This is a genomic window from Streptomyces sp. NPDC004609 (assembly GCF_042873655.1).
Classification (GTDB): domain Bacteria; phylum Actinomycetota; class Actinomycetes; order Streptomycetales; family Streptomycetaceae; genus Streptomyces.
This window is the reverse complement of record NZ_JBIALS010000058.1, coordinates 1-20,820: the sequence shown is the minus strand read 5'-3', so window position 1 is coordinate 20,820 and position 20,820 is coordinate 1. Positions and strand designations below refer to the sequence as shown.

20 protein-coding genes and 1 pseudogene are annotated in these 20,820 nt (G+C 72.3%); 8 read left to right on the top strand and 13 right to left on the bottom strand.

What is annotated here, in order from left to right:
• Nucleotides 1–63: 63 nt before the first annotated feature.
• The 3 genes from ACFYT4_RS34170 (at nt 64) to ACFYT4_RS34160 (ending at nt 2,574) form a co-directional block, all read left to right on the top strand.
• The gene (locus ACFYT4_RS34170; protein WP_389278148.1) at nt 64–786 is read left to right on the top strand and encodes a hypothetical protein; all 723 of its coding nucleotides are present in this window, start codon (nt 64–66) and stop codon (nt 784–786) included.
• Between the two features lie 425 nt (nt 787–1,211).
• Nucleotides 1,212–1,412, top strand: a complete 201-nt coding sequence (locus ACFYT4_RS34165; protein WP_389278145.1) for a hypothetical protein — start codon at nt 1,212–1,214, stop codon at nt 1,410–1,412.
• Between the two features lie 295 nt (nt 1,413–1,707).
• Nucleotides 1,708–2,574, top strand: coding sequence for a hypothetical protein (locus ACFYT4_RS34160; RefSeq protein WP_389278142.1), 867 nt, complete (start codon nt 1,708–1,710; stop codon nt 2,572–2,574).
• A gap of 397 nt (nt 2,575–2,971) precedes the next feature.
• Here ACFYT4_RS34160 and ACFYT4_RS34155 read toward each other — a convergent pair whose 3' ends face one another.
• The 12 genes from ACFYT4_RS34155 to ACFYT4_RS34100 form a co-directional block, all read right to left on the bottom strand.
• Nucleotides 2,972–4,009 (bottom strand): LuxR C-terminal-related transcriptional regulator, encoded by a 1,038-nt coding sequence (locus ACFYT4_RS34155; protein WP_389278137.1) that lies wholly within the window; start codon nt 4,007–4,009, stop codon nt 2,972–2,974.
• A 235-nt stretch (nt 4,010–4,244) separates the two neighbouring features.
• On the bottom strand, nt 4,245–4,754 hold the full coding sequence (locus ACFYT4_RS34150; protein ID WP_389278134.1) for a flavin reductase family protein: 510 nt from the start codon (nt 4,752–4,754) through the stop codon (nt 4,245–4,247).
• On the bottom strand, nt 4,751–5,968 hold the full coding sequence (locus ACFYT4_RS34145; protein WP_389278131.1) for an acyl-CoA dehydrogenase family protein: 1,218 nt from the start codon (nt 5,966–5,968) through the stop codon (nt 4,751–4,753). The genes ACFYT4_RS34150 and ACFYT4_RS34145 overlap by 4 nt, the downstream gene beginning before the upstream one ends.
• Before the next feature lie 59 nt (nt 5,969–6,027).
• A complete protein-coding gene (locus ACFYT4_RS34140; RefSeq protein WP_389278127.1) occupies nt 6,028–7,527 on the bottom strand; it encodes an aldehyde dehydrogenase family protein in 1,500 nt (499 codons plus the stop codon).
• 1 nt (nt 7,528) lies between these two features.
• Nucleotides 7,529–7,921, bottom strand: a complete 393-nt coding sequence (locus ACFYT4_RS34135; protein WP_389278124.1) for a YybH family protein — start codon at nt 7,919–7,921, stop codon at nt 7,529–7,531.
• A 246-nt stretch (nt 7,922–8,167) separates the two neighbouring features.
• Nucleotides 8,168–8,971 (bottom strand): IclR family transcriptional regulator, encoded by an 804-nt coding sequence (locus ACFYT4_RS34130; RefSeq protein ID WP_389278121.1) that lies wholly within the window; start codon nt 8,969–8,971, stop codon nt 8,168–8,170.
• 150 nt (nt 8,972–9,121) lie between these two features.
• Nucleotides 9,122–9,976, bottom strand: a complete 855-nt coding sequence (locus tag ACFYT4_RS34125; protein ID WP_389278118.1) for an alpha/beta fold hydrolase — start codon at nt 9,974–9,976, stop codon at nt 9,122–9,124.
• Between the two features lie 344 nt (nt 9,977–10,320).
• Nucleotides 10,321–10,485, bottom strand: coding sequence for a hypothetical protein (locus ACFYT4_RS34120; RefSeq protein ID WP_389278115.1), 165 nt, complete (start codon nt 10,483–10,485; stop codon nt 10,321–10,323).
• The gene (locus ACFYT4_RS34115) at nt 10,482–11,372 is read right to left on the bottom strand and encodes an alpha/beta fold hydrolase (RefSeq protein ID WP_389278112.1); all 891 of its coding nucleotides are present in this window, start codon (nt 11,370–11,372) and stop codon (nt 10,482–10,484) included. The genes ACFYT4_RS34120 and ACFYT4_RS34115 overlap by 4 nt, the downstream gene beginning before the upstream one ends.
• On the bottom strand, nt 11,356–12,888 hold the full coding sequence (locus ACFYT4_RS34110; protein ID WP_389278109.1) for a M20 family metallopeptidase: 1,533 nt from the start codon (nt 12,886–12,888) through the stop codon (nt 11,356–11,358). Before ACFYT4_RS34110 ends, ACFYT4_RS34115 begins: the two co-directional genes overlap by 17 nt.
• Nucleotides 12,885–13,841, bottom strand: a complete 957-nt coding sequence (locus tag ACFYT4_RS34105; RefSeq protein WP_389278106.1) for a catechol 1,2-dioxygenase — start codon at nt 13,839–13,841, stop codon at nt 12,885–12,887. The genes ACFYT4_RS34110 and ACFYT4_RS34105 overlap by 4 nt, the downstream gene beginning before the upstream one ends.
• Nucleotides 13,842–13,896: 55 nt before the next feature.
• Nucleotides 13,897–15,123 carry a Rieske 2Fe-2S domain-containing protein gene (locus tag ACFYT4_RS34100; RefSeq protein ID WP_389278103.1) on the bottom strand — a complete coding sequence of 409 codons (1,227 nt, stop codon included), beginning with the start codon at nt 15,121–15,123 and terminating at the stop codon, nt 13,897–13,899.
• 387 nt (nt 15,124–15,510) lie between these two features.
• Here ACFYT4_RS34100 and ACFYT4_RS34095 point away from each other — a divergent pair, with 387 nt between their 5' ends.
• The 5 genes from ACFYT4_RS34095 to dmpG all read left to right on the top strand — a co-directional run bounded on the left by ACFYT4_RS34095 (nt 15,511) and on the right by dmpG (nt 20,169).
• Nucleotides 15,511–16,497: an NAD(P)/FAD-dependent oxidoreductase gene (locus ACFYT4_RS34095; RefSeq protein WP_389278100.1), complete on the top strand. Its 987-nt coding sequence runs from the start codon at nt 15,511–15,513 to the stop codon at nt 16,495–16,497.
• Nucleotides 16,498–16,519: 22 nt separating this feature from the next.
• The gene (locus tag ACFYT4_RS34090; protein ID WP_389278097.1) at nt 16,520–16,864 is read left to right on the top strand and encodes an indolepyruvate ferredoxin oxidoreductase subunit alpha; all 345 of its coding nucleotides are present in this window, start codon (nt 16,520–16,522) and stop codon (nt 16,862–16,864) included.
• Nucleotides 16,865–17,270: 406 nt separating this feature from the next.
• Nucleotides 17,271–18,053 (top strand): 2-keto-4-pentenoate hydratase, encoded by a 783-nt coding sequence (locus tag ACFYT4_RS34085; protein ID WP_389278175.1) that lies wholly within the window; start codon nt 17,271–17,273, stop codon nt 18,051–18,053.
• On the top strand, nt 18,050–19,030 hold the full coding sequence (locus tag ACFYT4_RS34080) for an acetaldehyde dehydrogenase (acetylating) (RefSeq protein ID WP_389278094.1): 981 nt from the start codon (nt 18,050–18,052) through the stop codon (nt 19,028–19,030). The genes ACFYT4_RS34085 and ACFYT4_RS34080 overlap by 4 nt, the downstream gene beginning before the upstream one ends.
• Entirely contained in the window at nt 19,027–20,169 is a 1,143-nt protein-coding gene (gene dmpG, locus ACFYT4_RS34075) for a 4-hydroxy-2-oxovalerate aldolase (RefSeq protein WP_389278091.1), read from the top strand. Before ACFYT4_RS34080 ends, dmpG begins: the two co-directional genes overlap by 4 nt.
• Before the next feature lie 133 nt (nt 20,170–20,302).
• Here the strand turns inward: dmpG and ACFYT4_RS34070 are convergent.
• Nucleotides 20,303–20,725 (bottom strand): annotated as a pseudogene (locus ACFYT4_RS34070) (SAM-dependent methyltransferase); the annotation flags it as partial.
• Between the last annotated feature and the right edge of the window lie 95 nt (nt 20,726–20,820).

Sequence of the window (20,820 nt, the reverse complement as noted above, 5' to 3'; positions counted from 1 at the left end):
AACCGGCGGGCTGGGGCGGGCAGAACGCGCGGCACAGGGACGAGGCCCGGGGAGGTCCGAGGAGTGGCTCTCAGGAATCCCGACGGCTATGTGTCCCGGGTCATCGACGGCGCCGCCGGGTTGGTCGCGTCGGCGGGTCCACGCCGCCGGGCCGCCCCGGAGGGCCGGTTCGCCGACTCGTTGTCCCTCATCCGGGACAGCGTCGACTGGCTGGCGCAGTCACGGCAAGACATCGGTATCGACGACTCCGTGTCCCAGGCGCACGAGATATCCCTGGAGATCACGTCCACTCTGTACGCGTCGGGCGCCGGTCACCCCACATGGCGCAGGTGGTCGTCACTGGCCTCCTGGGGGTACGCCCTGCTGGGAGACGTTTCGGGGGCGCTCCCCTATGCGGTACTCGGCGGAGACCGGAGCCACCTCGAAGGGCTGCGGACGGTTCCGGTCCCTCAGGCGCTCCCGGACCGGGTCGTCCGGGAGCTGGCACTCGGTACCGGGGCGTCCCCGCTCGGCCCTCAGCCCGCCGACGCGGTCGACGGGGCCTGGCTGGGTCTTGCCGTCAGCATCCCGCGGAAGGACCATCGCGGGACCGAGGCATCACTCCGGACACTGGCCGAGTTCTGGATCGCGGAGGACGAGGAGTGGGACCTCTTCCTGCTGCGGGGCTATCCGTGCTTCGACCCCTGCGTCTGCGCTGCCGCGGCACTCGCCCGGCAGGGCGGCTACCGGCCCCGGGAACTCACCCGTGACGCTCTCGCCTTCCTCGGCCCGGGCCTGGCTCCGTAGCTTCCGTGCTCCGTTTCCGCCGGTGTGTCCCTGAGGTGAGCCGATTCCGCACATGACGCCGCCGGCCTCGGACCGGGACGTCAGCTTTCGTGTTGTCGCGCGGCCTGCTGGACTGCCTTGAGACCGGGGTTGTCGCGGATGGCGTGGACCAGAAGTGTGCGGTCCTCGCACACGAGGCCGCGCTCCCGGCCGTTGGCGCGCATGCGTACGGTCGTCGTGGCATCGCGCGGTCGCGGCCAAACGACCGAGCCCGCGGCCCGGGCAGAAAACCCGGGCAGGGGAGCCCGAGGGGTTCACCTCGGGTCGGGGCCGCACGCGGCGCCTGGGATGCCGGGCCCGTCCGGAGGAGGCGCCGACGAAGCGCATCGACCGGGATACAGTCCAGGCGTACCACATGGGACATATACGTCTGGAGATGGCCTTCGATGAATCCGGCACCATCGCTCAGCAAAGAGCCCCGCAGCCTGAAGGCGATCATCATCAGCCTCACCGACGTCCTCGACCAGGTCACGGCCAAGCTCGACGAGTCCTCGGAAGCGGACTACGCGCGGGAGCGGGCCCAGCTCGCACGGATCCGCCAGGAGCTGGCCGACTGGGGCATCGGGGAGCCGCCGCGCACCCGCTGACGGCATGCCCGGCCCCCGCGCCCGTACTCCGTCGCCGCAGCGCGCCCGGTCGGCCCCCGCCTGCCCTTGACCCGGGTGACCGGGCCTCTCGGTGTGGTGGTCCGGCGGCCGCCGGGCATGCCGTCACCGGGCCTCAGCCGACAGCCCGACCAGCCGTGTTCCCGTCCGGCGATCGCCGGCCCTGCGCGGCTTCGCGCTTCCCACACCCACGACCGGCAGACACGGTTCGGCGGTTTCCTCCCGGAGGTCCTGGAACGCGTGTGCGGTGCCCCCGTGGCTGGCGATACTGATCGTCATGACTTCACCCCCGCGCTGGGTCGACGACCTGTTCCCCTTCCCCACGCCGCCCGCCCTGGCCAGGCTGATCGACATCGCCTGGGAGCATGCGTTCATCGAGGACGACCTGTACGACGAGATACTTCTGGAGACGTACTACGATTTCATGTTCGATCTTGAGGCGGTTCCCTTGGCTCCCGGCGGCTGGGAGTACTCCTATCCGGGGCCCTCGTCACGGCTGCCGAGGCCCGCTCCGCTGTACGCCACGCCCGAGTTGCTGCCCTTCGGCCATCTGGGCAACGGCACGCACATCGGGTGGGTGGTGCCGGCGCCGGAACTGGGCGGAACCGATCACCCGGTCGCCGTCTTCGCCCAGGAACCCGGAGCACGCGTCATCGGCCGGGACACCCGGGCCGGCCTGGAGTTCGCGCTCTCACTCGGCCTGCGCAAGGACAACCTCAGCGACGCCGACCGCGCCCTGATCGCCCGCCTGGCAGCCGAACTCGGGCTTCGCCCCTCACCCGAGTTCGGCATCACCGAGGACGGTCGTGATGTGCTGGTGCCCCTGGACCTCGCCGTCCCGGCCGGATGGCGCCATGAGCACGGTGTGTACGGCATCGGAGTGCTGGCACCGTCCGACGCGTTCGCCGGCCACGGCCCTGTCTCCTCCGAGCGCCTGGAGGAGATTCTCGCCGACGCCGTGGGAATGCTGGACGCCGGTTGTCCGGCAACTGCCCTGTTGGGTCTGACGGAAGCCTTCCACCAGGACTTCCTGCGTTTGACGGAGCTGCATCCGTTGTGGGCCCGCGCCTACCAGGATCTCGGCCGTCCCCAGTACGCCGAATGCCTGGATCTCATGCTGCCGACCTACCAGGACCTCCTGTGATCTGCGCCGGTCCCGCCCTCGGCCGCCGAACTCGCCGTCCAACGCGCGGACGGAAACCCGCCGGTGCGGTTCGACCGGAGGTCCGCCTGGTCCGACCCGTACCGGTCCCGCCTGCGGGCCCGCGTGGGACCGGTCCTCACCCGTACTTCCGCTCCGGTGGGCACCGGCCCCGTACCACCGGCGCTCGGCAGGACGCTCCCGGCATCCGGGCCCGGGAACCGAAGAAGCGCCGCGAGCCGCGGGCGCGATCGACGTCCTGACGGCGGATGGGAGCCTGCCGTGCTGCTCATCGACGATATGAGCACGCGTATCCGTATCACCTCCGCTCGGTGCGGGAGGGTTGCTGTCCACCGCGTCACACGGTGCCTCGGCGAACGGCGGTCCGAGGGCGGTGCGTTCAGTACAGCAGCCGGCCGAGCAGTTCCGCACGTGTGTGGACGCCGAGCTTGGTGTAGATCGACTTGAAGTGGTGTTTGACCGTGTGCGGGCTGATCACCAGGTCGGCCGCGATCTCGCTGTCCCGGTGACCGGCGAGGGCGCGTGTGGCGATCTCGACCTCGCGCGGGGTGAGCAGCGCCAGCTGGGCGGGGCTGACGGTGTGTGAGGATCCGCCCCGCTCGGCGATGACCGACACGATCACGTCCGGCTGACTCGGCAGTCGCTGCGAGGTGACCGTGAGGTGCAGCCCGGCCCCCGGTCCGTCGCCGGGGCTCCAGGAGCCCACCGCCACCCCGTCGTCGCAGTCGAGCAGGCGCTCGAACTCCGGGCGGGCGTCCCCGAGCCGGTCCAGGAGAGCGAGCGCGGGTGCGTTGAGGCGGCGTCGGGCCAGCGCCAGGTCGGTCAGCACCACCGGGGTGCCGCACCGGTCCAGCGCCTCCGTCAGCGAGGTGCGCTCGCGCTCGACCGAAGCGCTGTCCCGGATCGCGGACACGGCGATGCCCAGCACCGCGGCCGCCACACGAGCCGCGTCGCGGTCCGCCTCGGTGAACTGCGGCTGTTCGTCGCGCCGGGCCAGGTTCAGGGTCCCGGTGACCTCGTCGCCGACGACCAGGGGGGCGCACAGCACCCGCGCCATGGCGTGCGGAGCGAACACCTCGTGCACGACCGGGAGCTTCAGCCACTCCTCCCGGGGCATCAGCGAGTCGCTGTCGTAGACCTTCCGGTCGCGCAGGGCGTTCTGGACGATGGGGTCCTGGTCGCGGCCGAAGCGTTCGTAGCTGCGCACGTAGTAGTTGCCCAGGCCCCGCACCTCGGAGGCGATGGGACGCCCGGTCGTGTGGTCGTGGAGATAGACGCCGGCGGCGAAGGATCCGAGCCGGCTCGGCGCCTCGTCGAGGAAGCGGTCCAGCAGCTGCTCGACGGAGGGCGAGGTGACCAGTTCGGCGACGAGCACGGGAGGCAGCGACCGGACCGGCTCCGTGAAGGCCTTTTCCATGGCGTCCTCCGCTCTGGATTCCGCTCCGGCTCCGCTCGGACGGGGCGGGCCCGCGCCATGGCGGGGGTCCGGATGAGCGTGGATCCCACCTTCCACGAAGGCGGCCTCGGGCGTCAACCATCCGGTCTGCTGAACGGACCGGCCGGCCCGGGGGCCGGGCGCGAGGCGGCAGGACCGCCGGCCGGCCCCGGACGCGGGCCGGCCGGCGGTGTGCGCACCGGTGCGGGCGGGACCGTCACCCGGTCAGACGGCCCCGGACGAAGAGCAGCGCGTCCCGGCCGGGGTCGGCGGCCAGTGCGACCACGCGCCCGATCAGCATCCAGTGCGAGTGGTTGCGCTGTGTGCCCGCGAGGCGGCACTCGAACCGCGCCACGGTCCCGGTGAGCAGCGGCGCTCCGACCGCCCCGGTCCGGTGATCCGTCCGCGCGAACTTGTCCGGGTCCTTCGAGGCGAACAGCCGGGCTGTGGCCGCCTGGTCGGCGGCGAGCACGTTCACGGCGAACACTCCGGAGCGTTCGATCGCCGACCGGGTCCGGGAGGTCGCCGCCAGGCAGACCAGTACCTGGGGCGGCTCCAGGGTGAGCGAGGTGAAGGCGTTGACGGTGCTGCCGTACAGCTGTCCGCCGTCGGCCGTGGTGACGACCACGACACCCGTGGGGAACTGCGCGCAGGCCGTGCGGAACGTGTCGGAGTCGAGCACCGGGGGCGGCTCCAGGTACGGGTTCGACGGGGCGGTGCGGGTCATGACGCCGTACGCAGGGCCGGTGCCTGGCCCGGGTCGAGCCCCATCGAGATCAGCCCCGCCATCTCGGCGCACGCCAGGGAGTTGGGGGGCATGATCGGGCCGGTCACGGCGTCGCGGAGCATCAGCTCGTACCCCCGTTCACGCATCAGCGAGCTGAGACCGCCCGCGGTCGTGCCGAGCGTGGAGATGGTGTGGATCGCCGTGCCCAGCATCAGCTTCGCCCGCAGGAACGCGGCACAGGTCCGCAGGCTGGGCCCGCTGTTCTCGTCGGCCTCCCACGCCGCGTGGAACATCATCAGCCGCGCCGCCTCGACCTGGGCGGCGATGTGCCCCATGGAGCTGCTGACGGTCGGGTGGTATCCCATCGGCTGGGCGAAGCCCTTGGCCGTCCGCTTCCCGAGGGCGTCCTGCAGCCACTGGGCCATGGCCTCGGCGACGCCCAGGTAGCAGCCGGTGTAGCCGCCCCAGGAGATATGCGCCTGGGCCACGATCCAGTTGCCCAGGAAGTCGTCGAACTCGCAGAGGACCAGGTCGTCGGGCACGAACGCGCCCGAGATCCGGACCTGGTTGCTGCGGGTGGCCCGCATGCCCAGCGTGTCCCAGTCGTCGGTGACCGTGACCGCGCCGTCGTCGTCCTGGCGCGTCGGCATCAGGAAGCCGACCACGTGGGCGGGGTCGTCGGACCATTCGGGGTGGGCGAACATGAAGGCGTAGTCACTCGCCTCCCACAGCGACGCGAACATCTTGGTGCCGCTGATCTCCAGCCCACCGGTCACCCGGCGGGCCGTGAGGGTCGGTACGTACGTGGCCGGCAGCAGGCTCGACGCGGACGGCTCGGAGAGCGGGGCGCAGATCAGCGCGCCGTCCCGCACCACCAGGTCCGCGACCCGCTTCTTCGCGTCGGCCGGTACGGCGTCGAGGGTGGAGATGATGCGGGTCGCCACGTAGTGCATGTTGAAGCCCAGTGCCGTCGAGGCGTCGCCCTGGGCGAGGGCTTCGACGGTGGCGAGCCACTGGGTCGTCCGGGCCCCCAGTCCGCCGAGTTCGCGCGGGAGCGCGACGCCGTAGAGCCCGGAGTCCCGCAGTCGTGCGAGGTTCTCGGTCGCGGTGGTGCGGTCGCGATCGTGTTCCCGGGCGCGGGGGGTGAACTCGGCGGCGAGGCGAGCGCCCAGTTCGGCCAGTTCCCGGCTTTGTTCGTCGAGTCCGAAATGCATGGTGTCGGTCTCCCTGGTTGTCGGTCCGCGGGTGTCCCGGATCCGGATCGAGGGGTGTGTCAGGTCCACATCGGAGGGCGTGTGGTGTCGAGGCTGGTGTGCACGACCTTGGTCGCGGTGTACTCCAGGAGGGTCGCGGCGGCGCCCTCGCGGCCGAAGCCGCTGGCCTTGACGCCGCCCTGCGGCTGGCCGAGCGGTGTCGCGAACCAGGTGTTGATCCAGACCATCCCCGATTCGAGGCGGTCCGCGAGCCGGTACGCCCGGGCGAGGTCGGCGCTCCAGACCCCGTTGGCCAGTCCGAACGAGACGTCGTTGACCCGTTCGACGACCTCGTCCTCGCCGGTCCACGCCTCGACGGTGAGGACGGGGCCGAAGAACTCCGTGCGGGACGCGCTCGTCGTCCCGCCGGGGGACGCCAGGACGGTGGGGCGGTAGTAGCTGCCTCCGGCCAGTTCGCCGGGCATCTCGGGGACGCGGCCGCCGGCCCGGAGTTCGGCCCCCTCGGACACGGCGGCCCGGACCCGGGCGGCGACCGCGTCGCGGTGCCGTTCCGTCACCAGGGGGCCGAGCTGGGTGGCCGGATCGAGGGCGTCGCCCACGGTGATCGCGTCGGCGCGTGTGGTGATCCGGTCCAGCAGTTCGTCGTACCGGTCGCGGTGCACCATGAGCCGGGAGGAGGCGAAGCAGACCTCCCCGTTGGCGGCGAAGATGCCGGTGAGCACGTCCTCGGTCACGGTGTCCAGGTCGGCGTCGGGGCACACCACCATGGACCCCTTGCCGCCCAGTTCCATGAGAGCGGGGACCAGACGGGCCGAGGCGTCGCCGAGGATGCGCCGTCCGGTCTCCGTACCCCCGGTGAAGCTCACCTTCGCGACACCGGGGTGCGACACCAGGGCGCGGCCGACGTCGTGGCCGAAGCCGGTGACCACATTGACGACGCCGGGCGGCAGCAGGTCCTGTACGAGCCGGATGAACCGGACCGTGCTGACCGAGGCGAGTTCGGAGGGCTTCACCACAACGGTGTTGCCCGCGGCCAGGGCGGGGGCCAGCTTGTGCGCCACCGAGATCAGCGGCGAGTTCCAGGGGACGATCGCGGCGACGACACCGACCGGGCGGGGCGTGGCGACGACATGGGCGTTCGGGCCGCAGGGCACGGTCCGCCCGTGCAGGTCACGGACGACGCCGGAGAAGAACCGGAAGATCTCCGCGGCGGTCGGCACATCGATCAGACCCCCTTCGCGGACGGCCCGGCCGTTCTCGGTCGCGAGCAGGGCGGGCCAGTTGTGCGCGTCCTGGGTCAGCCGTTCGGCGACGGCCCACAGCAGGGCCTGCCGGGTGTCGGGCGAGGAGTGCCGCCAGGTGGTGAAAGCGTTCCCGGCGGCCTCGACGGCGCGGTCCACGTCATCGGTCGTGCCCGCGGCGATGTGCGCCCAGACGCGGCCGGTGCTGGGGTCGACGGCGGGGAACGTCCGGCCGGCCCCGACCTCCCGGCCGCCGATGAGCAGCGGCTGCGGCGCGGTCAGGGTGATCCGCTCGGTCACGGGTGCGGTGGCGGCCATGTCAGAGGCCGAGGTGCTGGGAGTGGAACGGGTTGTCGATGCGTATGCGCCAGGTGCCGTCGGCCCGGCGGACGAAGACGTTGCTGTCCACGGCGCCCATCTCCATCGGCTCCCCGTCGGGTCCGGTCCCCGTCAGGTGCCACTTGAGGGCGACCAGGGTGATGTCTCCCGCCTCGACCCGGTGCAGCTCCTGCACCGTCAGGTGGGGCTTGGTGTCGATGAACTGCTGGAGCGCGTTCCGCAGAGCCGGCAGACCGCGGACGGGCTCCGTCCCCGGAGCGGTCTGGAAGACGGTGTCCTCGTCCCAGCAGGACACCGCCAGTTCGAGGTCTCCGGCGTTCATCGCCTCGACGAACAGTTCGTTGAGCTCGGTGACGCTGTTGTGTGAACCCATCGTGACTCCTGGCGTGAGTGGCCTGAATTGCTCACACCGTAGGAGCGGCCCGCGGGCGGTCGTATCCCTTGGGAACGGGGTTCCGGCGGCATCCCCCGGCGAGGGGATACGCGTTGCGTGGTACGGGCAGGGGGCGCCGGCCGCGGATGCCCCGGGCCGTGCCGGCGTGGACGACGGGACGGCGCGGTCGGTCGGCGGGACAGCGCGGACGGTCGGCGGGCGCGCCGCGGGGCGGGGCCGGCCGGGTCAGCCGCCGCTCATGGCGGTGATCGTCCTGCTGATCCGGCGCCCCGCCATCTCCAGGAGTCCGGTGTACCTGCGTACCTCCGCCCGGAACACGGGGGCGGTCACCGACAGCGCGCCCATGGTCGCCCCCGTGGCGCCGAGGAGCGGCACGGCGACGCTGAGGTAGCCGACCCGGGTCTGCTCGTACTCCACGGCGCAGCCGGTTTCCCGGGCTCGTGCCAGTTCCTGGAGGAGCAGCCCCGGTGTGCCGACGGTGCGCGGGGTGAGCCGTTCCAGCGGAGCGGAGACGACCTCGTCGACGAGGGAGCGCGGGCCGAACGCGAGCAGCACCTTGCCGGTCGCGGTGCAGTGCAGGGGCAGCCGTCCGGCGATCCGCGACGGTTTCGAGACCTGGCCGTGTCCGGAGACCTTCTCCAGGTACAGCACCTCACGGCCGTCGAGCACCGCGAGATGGACGGTCTCGTTGGTCGTCTGGTAGAGGTCCTCCATGTACGGCCGCGCGGCCTCGCGGAGAATGCGCTGGCGGGGTACGCGCTGGCCGATCTCGAACAGCCGCATCCCGAGCCGGTAGCCCGAGCCGTGGCGCTCCAGGACGCCCCAGCGGAGCAGTTCCTGCGCCAGGCGGTGGACGGACGCCTTGGCCATGCCCGTTCGGCGGGTGATCTCGGTGAGGCTGAGGTGTGCGTCGTCGTGCCCGAACGATTCCAGGATGAGCTGGACCTTGCCGAGCACGCTCTTCGCACCCGCGTCGCCGTGCGCACCCGTGCCGGCGCCCTCTGCGCCGCCTTCGCTGATTCCCGACATTTCCGAAGGGTCGGTCAGCGGACCGATTCCGGTCAAGGGACCGGTTCCGCTGACCGGACCGTTCGGTCTCCGGTCGGCGGCCCGGAGCCGGCACCCGGTTCACGACAGGACCACCGGAGCGGATACCGCTTCGCGGAGGGGCTCCCCAGATCAGCCTGCTGCGCCCTCCAGGAAGGCCAGGCTGATCGCGTTGTACCGGGCGGCCTGCTCGTGCTGCGGCCAGTGCCCGCACTCGTCGAGCAGTTCGAGTCGGGAGCCGGGGACGGCCCGGTGCATGGCCTCCGCCTCGGGGACGTCGCCGAACGGGTTCTGCCGGCCCCAGACGATCAGGGTAGGCCGGGTGATGCGCGCGAGGTGTTCGGGGCGCAGCAGATTGCGCCGGCGGCGCTCCATGTCCTGGAGCGAGAGCAGGTTGTCGACGTTCGCGACGAATCCGGGCTGGTGGTAGACGGCATGGCGGATCTCGACCAGTTCCTCGGTGGCGTCCCGGTCGTCGGCCATGAGAAGCCGCAGGCGCTTGCGCGTGAGGCCGATGTCGTCGCTCGTGACCGCCTGTCTGGTGCTGGTGCGGATCCGCTCCATGACCCCGGGGTCGGCGACGGTGCCGCCGGCGCAGAGCAGTTGCAGGCTGATCACCCGCTCGGGGTGCTCGATGGCGGTGCGGGCGCCCACCCAGCCGCCGAGTGACTCCCCGACGATGTGCGCGCGCTCGACCCCGGCCGCGTCGAGGTAGTCCAGCAGATGCCCGGTGTAGTCGGCGATCTCGTACGGTCTGTCGGGTCTGCCGGTGTAGCCGTGTCCGAGCATGTCGATGGCGTGCAGATCGTACGCGGCGTGCGCGGCGATGTTGCGGGCGAAGGCTTCGAGGTGTCCGCTGGTGCCGTGCAGGAAGACCACGGCCTGCGCCTCGGGGTCCCCGGCACGCAGGGTGCGCGTACGGACCCCGTTCGCGTCGAGATACTCCACGCGGTGGGTGATCGGGCCCAGTTCGGTCCAGATGCTCACGGGTGCTGCTCCGATTCCTGTTCGGGGACGGTTGCTTCCGGTGCCGGCGGTGGTGCTCCGCCGTCCGCGGTGGCGCCCTTCGGCGGCTAGGGCGCTTCTGATGGGTCAGGCTGGGTCAGGGAGCGGGGTCTGGTGCCGTGGATCGCAAGGCGGAGGATGGGGGTACCTCCCGGGCGAAGCTCCGGGGGAGAGCCACTGCGGTGGGGGTACCCCCGTGCCCGCAGGGCACAGGGGGCCATGGGCGACCGACGACAACGCGGCGTGGGGGTACCTCCCGGGCCGCCAGGCCCAAGGGGAGCGCGGTACCAGGGCACGCGAGCCCAGCAAGACCCATCAGAAACGCCCTACCTCTGGTTGATGCGGTGCACCTGGGTGTTGCTGCGGGCCGCCAGTCGGCGCAGCAGGACGGCGGACACCGCCAGGGCGATCAGAACCTTCACCGGGTTCCCTCTCACCGGGTTCTGTCCGGCCGGGCGGGCCGGCACGGGGTTGCGCTGCGCCGCGCTCATGGGCGGACCTCCGTCCGTACGAGCGGCGGCACGATGGCCGGGCCGAGCGAATCGAGGAAGCCGTCGACCACCGAGTGGAACGCGTGCGGGCGCTCCTCCTGGGGGTGATGGGACACGTGGTCCATCACGTACAGGTTTCCGTTCGGCACCATGCGGGCCAGCATCAGCGGATAGTCGGGGGTCAGGAACGCGTCGTGCATGCCCCACAGGAACAGCGTCGGCGCCCGGACCCGGCCGAGTTCCTCGGTGAGGTCCTGCCAGTCGCCGCGCGGGGAGTCGGAGCTCGCGGCCAGTTCGCGCTCTCCGGGGTCGAGGCTCTGTTCGTACCGCAGGTCGACGGTCTCGGCGGGCAGCCTGTCGCCGTCGTACCACTCCAGCCGGGTGATGAGCCGACGCATCTTCTCCCGGGTCGGGCCCTCGCCGCCGTAGTAGAGGTCCCGGGCGTTGCGGCCCCGGCGACCGCCCTCGGGCAGGGGGGCGAGGGGGCCGTGGAAGACGGGCATGCTGCCGGTCACCACGAGGGCGCGGACCCGGTCGGGGTACTTGGCCGCGAGGTTGAGCGCGATCGTGCCGCCCCAGGAGTTGCAGACGAAGTCGGCGCGCTCCACGCCCAGGGTGTCGAGGAGGGCGGCCGTCTTGGCCGCGTGGTGGTCCCACATGGGGCCGCTGATCGGGGTCTTCTCGGACTTGCCGTACTGCTGGATGTCGACGAGCAGACAGCGGCGGCCGGCCGCGAAGAGTGGCGCGACGGGCCCGAAGTCGCTCCAGGCGGTGCAGCCGGGCCCGCCGCCGTGCAGAAAGACGGTGTCGGGGCCGGCGCCGAGGTCGTGGTAGTGGTAGCGGACGCCTCCGCCGTCGGCGTAGCGGCTCTCAGGGGGTGGTGGCATGTCGGTCCTTCTCTCGGTCGTACGGATGGTGGGCGGCGGGTTGCCCGACGCGCTCCCCGCCGGCGGTGGCGAGCGTGATCCGGGCCAGGACCTCGCACAGGCGCCGCATGGCGCGGACGTCGACGGTGTTCATCCCGCGGGCGAAGTCGGTCACGAATCCGTCGGAGGCCGCCTTCGGCATCCCGACGCGGGCGGTGGGGATGCCCCGGGACCGCAGGATGTTCGCGTCGGTGGCGCCGCTGTTGTCCGCCACCGCCCGGTGCGGGGTGCCGGCGGTCCGTTCCCACGCCGTGACGGCGGTGCGCACGATCGGGGCGTCGAGCGGGGTGCTCGTCCCCGGGATCGCCAGCACGAGCTCGGTCCCCAACTCCACGTCCAGTTCGGCGGACAGCCGGGCCGTGAACGCGGCGAGCTCCCGTTTGGCGGCCATGGGGGTGGTGCCCGGCGCGGTCCGCAGGTCGAGCCGGATCCGGCAGGACGCGGGCGTCACGGCGAGCATGCGCTCCCAGCCGCCCGCGATCGATCCGATGACGCCCTGCGGTGCCGCGGTGGCCGTCCGGTGCCGCGCGGGGCGGTCGGCGAGCCAGGCTTCGATCCGGGTGACGACCTCGGCGGCGGTGGCGACGGGATTGCGGTAGGGCAGCCGGTGGCGGCTGCCGACGTAGGTGTGGACGCCGGGCACGGTGATCTCGAACCAGCACAGGCCCACCTCCTCGTGGGCGATGAAGTCGCCGGGCTTGGCGATCACCGCGTGATCGGTGTGCCACCCGCGCTCCAGCAGGAACGAACAGCCCACACCGTGGCCGGTGTTGGCCCGGGCGGGGTAGCCGGGCGCCTCGATGGCGTTGGTCGGCATACCGCCGGCCCCGAAGGCCACCACGACATCGCCGGCCAGCGCGGGGCGGACCTCGCCGAGCGCCTCGGCGAGCACCAGGAGGCAGGCGGCGTGCCCCTTGGGGTTGCCCGCGCCGAGCCCGGAGACGAAGGGACCGTCGTCCTGGGCCCGGGGCAGCATGTCCGGGCGCAGCCGATCGCCGATCCACGGCAGGTCGATTCCCTCCTCTCCGGTGGTGAGCGTGTCGATCGGGGCGTAGAGCATCAGGTCCTCTCCGCCGCCGTGGCCGCGCAGTCTGCCGACGGCGTTGGCCTGGTGTGCGTCGAGGTGCTGGGCGGTGGCGGCGAATCCGGCGGCGCTCAGCCGGGCGGCCAGGAGGTGCGCGAGCGGCGCCTCGCGGCCGGTCGGGCTGGCCACGTCCGTGACGGCGTGGACCGCCTGCCGCAGCCGGTTCTCCGTGACGGGGGCGAGCAGCCGGGCGAGGACCGCCTCGGTTTCCGGATCGGCGCCACCCGCCGCCGGGTTGCCCGGGTCGGCGCCGCCCTCCACCCGGTTGCCCGGGTCGGCGCCGCCCTCCACCCGGTTGCCCGGGTCGGCGCCGCCCTCCACCCGGTTGCCCGGGTCGGCGCCGCCCTCCACCCGGTTGCCCGGGTCGGCGCCCTGCTCCGCCGCGGCGCTCACGACGCCGCGCCCCGTCCGGTGGCGGGGTCGATCAGCGCGACGCCCATACCCGTCAGCCACTCCGGCATCGGCGCGTACGCCAGGCTCCGGCCCGGCGCGAATCCCAGCGCGGCCGCCATGGTCAGCCAGGTGCGCAGCTCCTGGCCGCCGTTGCCGGCGACTTCCTCGATCCGCTCACTGGACAGGCCCAGATAGCGTTCGAGGCCCCCGCGCTCCAGCTCGGCGAGGAACTCCGTGTCGAACGCGGGGAAGATCGTCGGCCGGGCGGCGGTGATGATCTCACGGCGCCTCCCGTCGTAGCGCTCCCAGTCGCCGCGCCCGTTGAGCCAGGCGTCGACCAGGAACTCCTCGTCCTCGCCGTGGGGCTCACGCCAGTCGGAGGGCCAGGGCAGCCGGTGCGACAGACCGCCCGAGGCGATCACCGCGACGCGCCGGTCCCCGGGCATGGCGTCGATCGCAGCCGCGATGTTGCGCCCCAGCGCCGCGCACCGGTCGAGCCTCGGCAGCGGGGCGGCGAAGACGTTCACCACGAGCGGGACGACGGGGATGTCCAGGTCGCGCAGGACGTACTGGATGGCGTGGGTCTGGCCGTGGTCGATCTGGAGGCGGGCGGAGACCGCGACCTCGGTGCCCCGATCGACGAGGTGCCGGGCGAGCGTCCGCGCGAAGCCGGGGTCGGTGCGCTGGGGGCCTTCGGGCGTCCGTGCCTCACCGGAGGCGATGACCTCGCCCACCCCGAGGGTGAACGCCGGGATCAGATCGAGCCAGAAGCCGCGGAAGTGGTTCGACCCGATGATGACCGCGACCTCGGCTCCCGCGGCGGCCACGGCGTCGCGTGCCTCGTCCAGCGCGTCGCGGAACCGCTCGGCCCGGTCGGTGTGGACGACCTCGTCCCAGTGGGTGTTCATCAGGGTGGAGTGGGACGCTCCGATCCCGAGCACGATCCGTGCCATGTTCCCTGTCCCTCGCTTTCCTCGACGGTGCCGTCTCCGGGCGGTGCCGGGCGGCTCAGTTCCCGGCGGGCGGGGCAGCCGGAAGGACGCCGTCGCCGCGCAGCCGTTCGGCCCGTGCCTCGGTGGTGTCCTCGGCGAGCCCGCGCCACCGCAGCAGCGAGTCGTCGGGACGGTAGAGGCGCTCCGGGGGTGCGTCGGTCACCTCCACCATCCACCGGTCCTGGCCCGAGAACTGGCCGTGGAAGAGCCATCGGACGAAGCCGAGGTACTTGACGTAGAAGGGCAGGGTCCTGATGCCCTTGCGGAATCCGGCCAGGGCGCCGACGTAGAGGTGGCTGTCCTCGTCGACGGGGACGTAGAACTCGTAGTGGACGAAGGTCGGATAGACGATGCGCAGCACCCCGGGCATGCTGACCGAGGCGAATCCGGGGTAGTCCTGGGCGGCGATGACCGGGTCCACCGCACGGTGTCCGCCGGTGTTCCCGATGTTGGCGACCTCTTTCGGCGGCTTCGTCTTGAACCACGCCTGGTTGCTCCATTTCCCGAGACCCGGGAAGTCGGCCTCCCAGTGCTGCTTGTCCTGGACGCGGTAGATCCATCGGCCGCGCTGGACGATACGGGTCTCGTTCCACACGGGCATCGCCTTGAACAGCCGCCACAGGGCCGTACGGTGCAGATACTTGGCGTGGCCCTCGTCGTAGCCGTTCTCGCAGGCGAAGCGCCAGTCGCCCGGGCGGGGCTGGATACGGGAGCCGACGACCGCGGGGTTGTCCACGAGTTCCTCGGGGAGTTGCCCGTCGATCGGCGGGACGTCCTCGCCGTCGCCGACGAAGACCCACACCATGCCGAGGCGCTCGGCGGTGCCGTAGGTCGGCTGGGTCACCTTCCCGCAGATCGGGGACGCCGGGCCGTCGGTGATCGCGGCCTTCAGCTCGCCGGTCCGCAGGTCGAACGTCCAGCCGTGATACGGGCAGGAGATGGTGCCCGCGAACTGCCGGCTGCCCTCGCTGAGGGGGACTCCCCGGTGCGGGCACCGGTCCTTGAGCGCGTAGACGGTACCGCCGTCGCGGATCAGCACGATCTTCTCACCGAGGAGGGTGATCTGCCTCGGTCTGCCCGTGACCTGCGAGGAATGGGTGACGGGGTACCAGTAGCCGCGGAATCCCGCGGCGGCGGCCTGGTAGTGGGGCCAGCTCGACCAGTCCTGCCGCCCGGGCAGTCCGCCCCGGCGGGAGGGGCGACGGCGCGGGGATTCGGTCTCTTCCCCGGTCGGTACGCTCATGACCGCTCCCTTCGGATCACCGGCGGTTGCCGCGTGCAACCGGGCCGTGCCGGGAGTCCACCACCGGTGTCCCCTTCTCCCAAGGCCGGCGGTCTGCTGACCGGACCGCCGTCCGCGATCTGCCGGCTGTTCCGTTGAGCGGTCCCGGACGCGTGCCGGACCGGTGCGGACGCGCCTAGCGTTCGGACCGCACCACCGCACGGGTCCCGTACCGCATCGCCGCACGGGCCCGGTCGCGTACCACCGTCCCCATGACGTGCGTCCGCACAACACCGGCCCACGGCCCCGTACCGCGCCACCGCGCGGTCGCCCGGGCCCTGGGCCGTGTCCCGGGTCCCCTGCCCGGGAGGCCGCTCGTCCCCCGCACCGCGACCCCAGGAGGTCGGCATGCCCGCATCCCGCACCCCTACCGACATCCTCATCGTCGGCGCCGGCCCGACCGGGCTGTACGGCGCCTACTGCGCCGGGTTCCGCGGCCTGAGCACGGTCGTCGTCGACGCCCTGCCCGAGCCCGGCGGCCAGATCGGCGCGCTGTACCCGGAGAAGGAGATCCGCGATGTCGCCGGCATCCCCGGTGTGCGCGGGCGCGACTTCGTCACCGCGCTCCTCTCCCAGGCCGAGAGCTACGGGCCGCGGTATCTGCTGGGCCGGCAGGCGGTCGCACTGGATCACTCCCGAGCGGGCCGTCCGCAGGTGACGCTCGCCGACGGTCACGTCATCGACGCGGGCGCGGTCGTCCTCACCGCCGGCATCGGCACCTTCACCCCCCGGGCGCTCCCGGCCGGTGAGGAGTTCCTGGGCCGCGGACTGAGCTACTTCGTACCCGATCCCACCGCGCACGCCGGTCACGACGTCCTCGTCGTCGGAGGCGGGGACAGCGCCCTGGACTGGGCGCTCGCCCTCGGGCCGATCGCCCGCTCGGTGACCCTGGTGCACCGCCGCTCCACCTTCCGCGCCCACGCCGCGAGCGTCGCCGCCGTCACCGAGGGCGGGGCACGGATCATCACCGACGCCGAGGTCGAGACACTCGTCGGCAACGGCGCCGTCCGGGAGGCCCATGTCCGGGTGCGCGGGGAGGCGCGACCGCGGGTGCTGAGGGCCGACAGTGTCGTCGCCGCGCTCGGCTTCGTCGGCAGCCTCGGCCCGCTCACCACATGGGGGCTGGAACTGCGGCGCCGCTCCGTCGTCGTCGACAGCCGGATGCGCACCAGCCTCGACCGCGTCTACGCGGCCGGGGACATCACCGAGTACGAGGGCAAGGTCCGGCTGATGTCGGTCGGCTTCGGGGAGGTCGCGACCGCGGTGAACAACGCGGCGGTCGCCCTCGATCCGGGGCTCTCCCTCTTTCCCGGCCACTCCACCGAAACCGCCTGACTGACCGATCGGAGACACCGCCGTGTCCTATGTCATCGGCGCGCACTGCATCGACGTCACCGACCGTGCCTGCCTGGACGTCTGCCCCGTCGACTGCATCTACGTCGGGGACCGCAAGAGCTACATCAACGCCAACGAGTGCATCGACTGCGGCGCCTGCGAGCCCGAGTGCCCGGTCGACGCGATCTTCGCCGACCGCACGGCCCGCGCCGACGAGAACAAGGCGCTGTTCGCCGCGGACTCGATCGCCTTCTTCGCCGAGCCGCTGCCGGGCCGCGACGCTCCCCTGGGGGACCCGGGCGGGGCGGGGGCCGTCGGGGACCTGGGCGTCGACACCGCGCTCGTGGACTCCTACCGACGATCATGACACTGCGACCACGACACCGCGGCGCCGGGACCGGTGCCGGGAGCGGGCCCGGGCCCCGCCGCCCGGGGCGCCGAGCACACCTGGACCGCCCGGTCCCGGCACCCACGGCGGGCTCCGCTGCGGCTCCGGCCCCGGCCGCCTGTCCCGTCCACTCTCCCCGAACGCCCGTCCCGAGCCCCTGCGCGAGCACCCCGTCCCCAGTCCCGCGAGACCGATTCCGACCGGAGAAGTGCCCCATGACCCAGCCTCCGAACTCCGTCCGCGACGGTTCCGGCCGCCCGCGTCCGGCCCGCCTCGGTCCGGCCCGCCCGTATTCGGCCCGCCTGCGTACGGACCACTCGTGTCCGGCCCGACCCGGCCGGTGCCGGCGGTGACCGCCGGCGACCTCTCCCCGGGGCCGGCCGTCATGAAGGCCGCGGACCTCCTCGCCGAGGCCGCGAGGACCCGTGTCGCGACCGCCCCCGTCCGTACACTGTTCGCGACCGACGACGTCGACGCCGCGTACGCCGTCCAGCGTGTCAACGTGGACCGCAGGATCGCCGCGGGCGGACGGGTGGTCGGCCGCAAGATCGGGCTGACCTCGAAGAGCGTGCAGCGTCAGCTCGGCGTCGACCGCCCGGACTTCGGGACACTGCTCGCCGACATGGCCGTGCCGGACAGCGGAGAGATCCCGTCCGGCCTGCTGCTCGCGCCGAAGGTGGAGGCCGAGGTCGCCCTCGTCCTCAGCCGCCCGCTGGAGCATCCCGGCTGCACCGCCGACGACGTACTGCGGGCCGTCGACTTCGCACTGCCCGCGCTGGAGATCGTCGACAGCCGGATCGCCGACTGGGACATCCGCTTTGTCGACACCGTCGCCGACAACGCGTCGTGCGGGCTGTTCGTCCTCGGCTCCACGCCGGTGCCGCTGACCGGCGTGGACCTGCGCGCCGCCGGGATGGAGATGACCCGCAACGGCGCCCGCGTCTCCGCCGGAAGCGGTGCCGACTGCCTGGGCGGCCCTCTCGACGCGGCCGCCTGGCTCGCCTCGACGCTCGCCCGCAGAGGCGAGGGACTACGCGCGGGCGACATCGTCCTGACGGGTGCGCTCGGCCCGATGTCCCCGGGCGCGCCGGGGGACGTCTTCGAAGCCCGTATCTCGGAACTCGGCTCGGTACGGGTCGGGTTCGCCCCGGAGGAAGGCAGCCCGTGAACCGTCCGCCCCGACACCGTACGAAGGTCGCCGTCATCGGCTCGGGCAATATCGGCACCGATCTGATGATCAAGGTGCTGCGGTTGTCCGACACCCTGGAGATGGCCGCGATGGCGGGCATCGACCCGGCTTCGGACGGCCTGGCCCGGGCCCGCCGTCTCAAGGTGGCCACCACACACGGCGGCGTGGAAGGACTGATCGGTCTCGACGAGTTCGCCGGTGTACGGATCGTCTTCGACGCCACTTCGGCCGGGGCCCACCGGCATCACGACCGAGTGCTGCGTGCTCTCGGCCGCACCCTCGTGGATCTCACGCCCGCGGCCCTCGGCCCGTATCTGGTGCCTCCCGTCAACGGGGACGACCATCTCGATGCGCCCAACGTCAATCTGGTCACCTGCGGGGGGCAGGCCACGATCCCGGTCGTCGCCGCGATGTCGGCCGTCACCCCCGTGCACTACGCGGAGATCGTCGCCTCCATCGCCTCCCGTTCCGCCGGCCCCGGGACCCGGGCGAACATCGACGAGTTCACCGAGACAACCGCGGCCGCCCTCGAACGCGTCGGCGGGGCCGCGCGCGGCAAGGCCGTGATCATCCTCAATCCGGCCGAACCACCGCTGATCATGCGCGACACCGTGCACTGCCTGGTCTCCGGCTGCGACACACGGGCGGTCACCGCCTCGGTGGAGGAGATGGCCGACCGGGTGCGGTCCTACGTACCGGGCTACCGCCTCAAACAGCGGGTGCAGTACGCCGACGTGCCGGACGACGACCCGCTGCGCGGCCTGCTCCCCGCGGGCGCGGGGGCCGACGCGCTGAAGGTGTCCGTGTTCCTCGAAGTCGAGGGCGCCGGCCACTATCTGCCCGGGTACGCCGGGAATCTCGACATCATGACCTCGGCCGCGCTGCGCACCGCGGAGTGTTTGGCCGCACACGCCCATGCGCGGGCCCAGCACTCCGGCGAGGTGACGGCCCGATGACCACGACTGCCCCTGCGACCACGACCGCTACCGAACCTGCGGCCACGACCGCGCCACCACCCGCCTCGGGCCCCGGAGCCGCCGGCCCCCCCGTCCTGTACGTCCAGGACGTGACCCTGCGCGACGGGATGCACGCGGTCCGGCACCGCTACACCGTGGAGCAGGCCCGTGTCATCGCCACCGCCCTGGACACCGCCGGTGTGTCGGCCATCGAGATCGCCCACGGCGACGGACTGTCCGGCTCCAGCATCACCTACGGGGTGGGGGCCCACACCGACTGGGAGTGGATCGAGGCCGTCACCGACGCCACCCGTAACGCCGTCCCCACCACCCTGCTGCTGCCCGGGATCGGTACGCTGCGCGATCTGCGGCAGGCCCACACCCTCGGGATCCGGTCGGTGCGCGTGGCCACCCACTGCACCGAGGCCGACATCGCCGCACAGCACATCGCCGCCGCCCGCGAACTGGGGATGGACGTCGCGGGCTTCCTGATGATGTCCCATATGGCGGAGCCCGCCGAACTCGCCCGGCAGGCGGGCCTCATGGAGTCGTACGGCGCCACGTGCGTCTACGTCACCGACTCCGGCGGGCGGCTCACCATGGACGGCGTGCGCGACCGGCTCCGCGCCTACCGGGACGTCCTCGACCCGTCCACCCGGCTCGGCATCCACGCCCACCACAACCTCGCCCTCGGTGTCGCCAACACCGTCGTGGCGGTGGAGAACGGGGTCACCCGGATCGACGCCTCCCTCGCGGGCCAGGGCGCGGGCGCGGGCAACTGCCCGCTGGAGGCGTTCATCGCGGTCGCCGACCTCATGGGCTGGGAGCACGGCTGCGACCTGTTCCCGCTCATGGACGCCGCCGACGATCTCGTACGCCCGCTCCAGGACCGTGAGGTCCGTGTGGACCGGGAGACCCTGAGCCTCGGGTACGCCGGTGTGTACTCCAGCTTTCTGCGCCATGCCGAGGCGGCCGCCGCCCGCTACGGCCTGGACACCCGCGGCATCCTCGTGGAGGTCGGCCGCCGCCGCATGGTGGGAGGCCAGGAGGACATGATCACCGATGTGGCCCTCGACCTGCTGGCGGCTGCCGACAACACCGAGCGGAACTCCCCCGCCGCGCAAGGGTGTTCACCGTGAAAATCCCCGGCGTCCGGGCGCGAACCCACCGCACCCGGACCGGCCGGCCTCACGGCCCCGGACACCCGGCGGCGCGCGGCACACCGCCGTGTGCCGGTCCGCCGGCCGGGGTCTGCGGGGCCGGACCGCCGGATCAGGGCTTACGGCCCACGGCCCCGTACATCGCGACCTCCCGGTTGTCGACGGTGGCCTGCTCGGCCGTGGGCCGCCAGTGGTGCACCTGCGTCAGCCCCGGCTCGACGAGGTCCAGTCCCTCGAAGAACGCGCCGGCCTCCGCCCGGGACCGCGGCACCATCGGGATACCCCTGCCTTCGTACTCGTCCACCACCCGGGCGAACTCCTCGGGCGCGAAGTCGGCGGTCGCCGTGGAGATCGCCAGATAGCTTCCGGACGGCAGCGGGTCCAGCAGCCGCCGTACCAGCTTGCGGTCGTCCGGCGGCCTGATGAAGTGCAGCATCGCGATCACCGTGAGCGCGACCGGCTTCCCCAGGTCCAGGATCTCCTTGAACGGCTCGGACTCCAGGATCGACTCCGGCTCGCGCATGTCCGCGTCGACCTAGTACTGCAATCACAGTTATGGGGTTTGGCCTCGGCGTTTGTAGTGGCTGTGGCGGGCACGGGTCTGGCTGAGTCGTCTCCACCATGACCAGT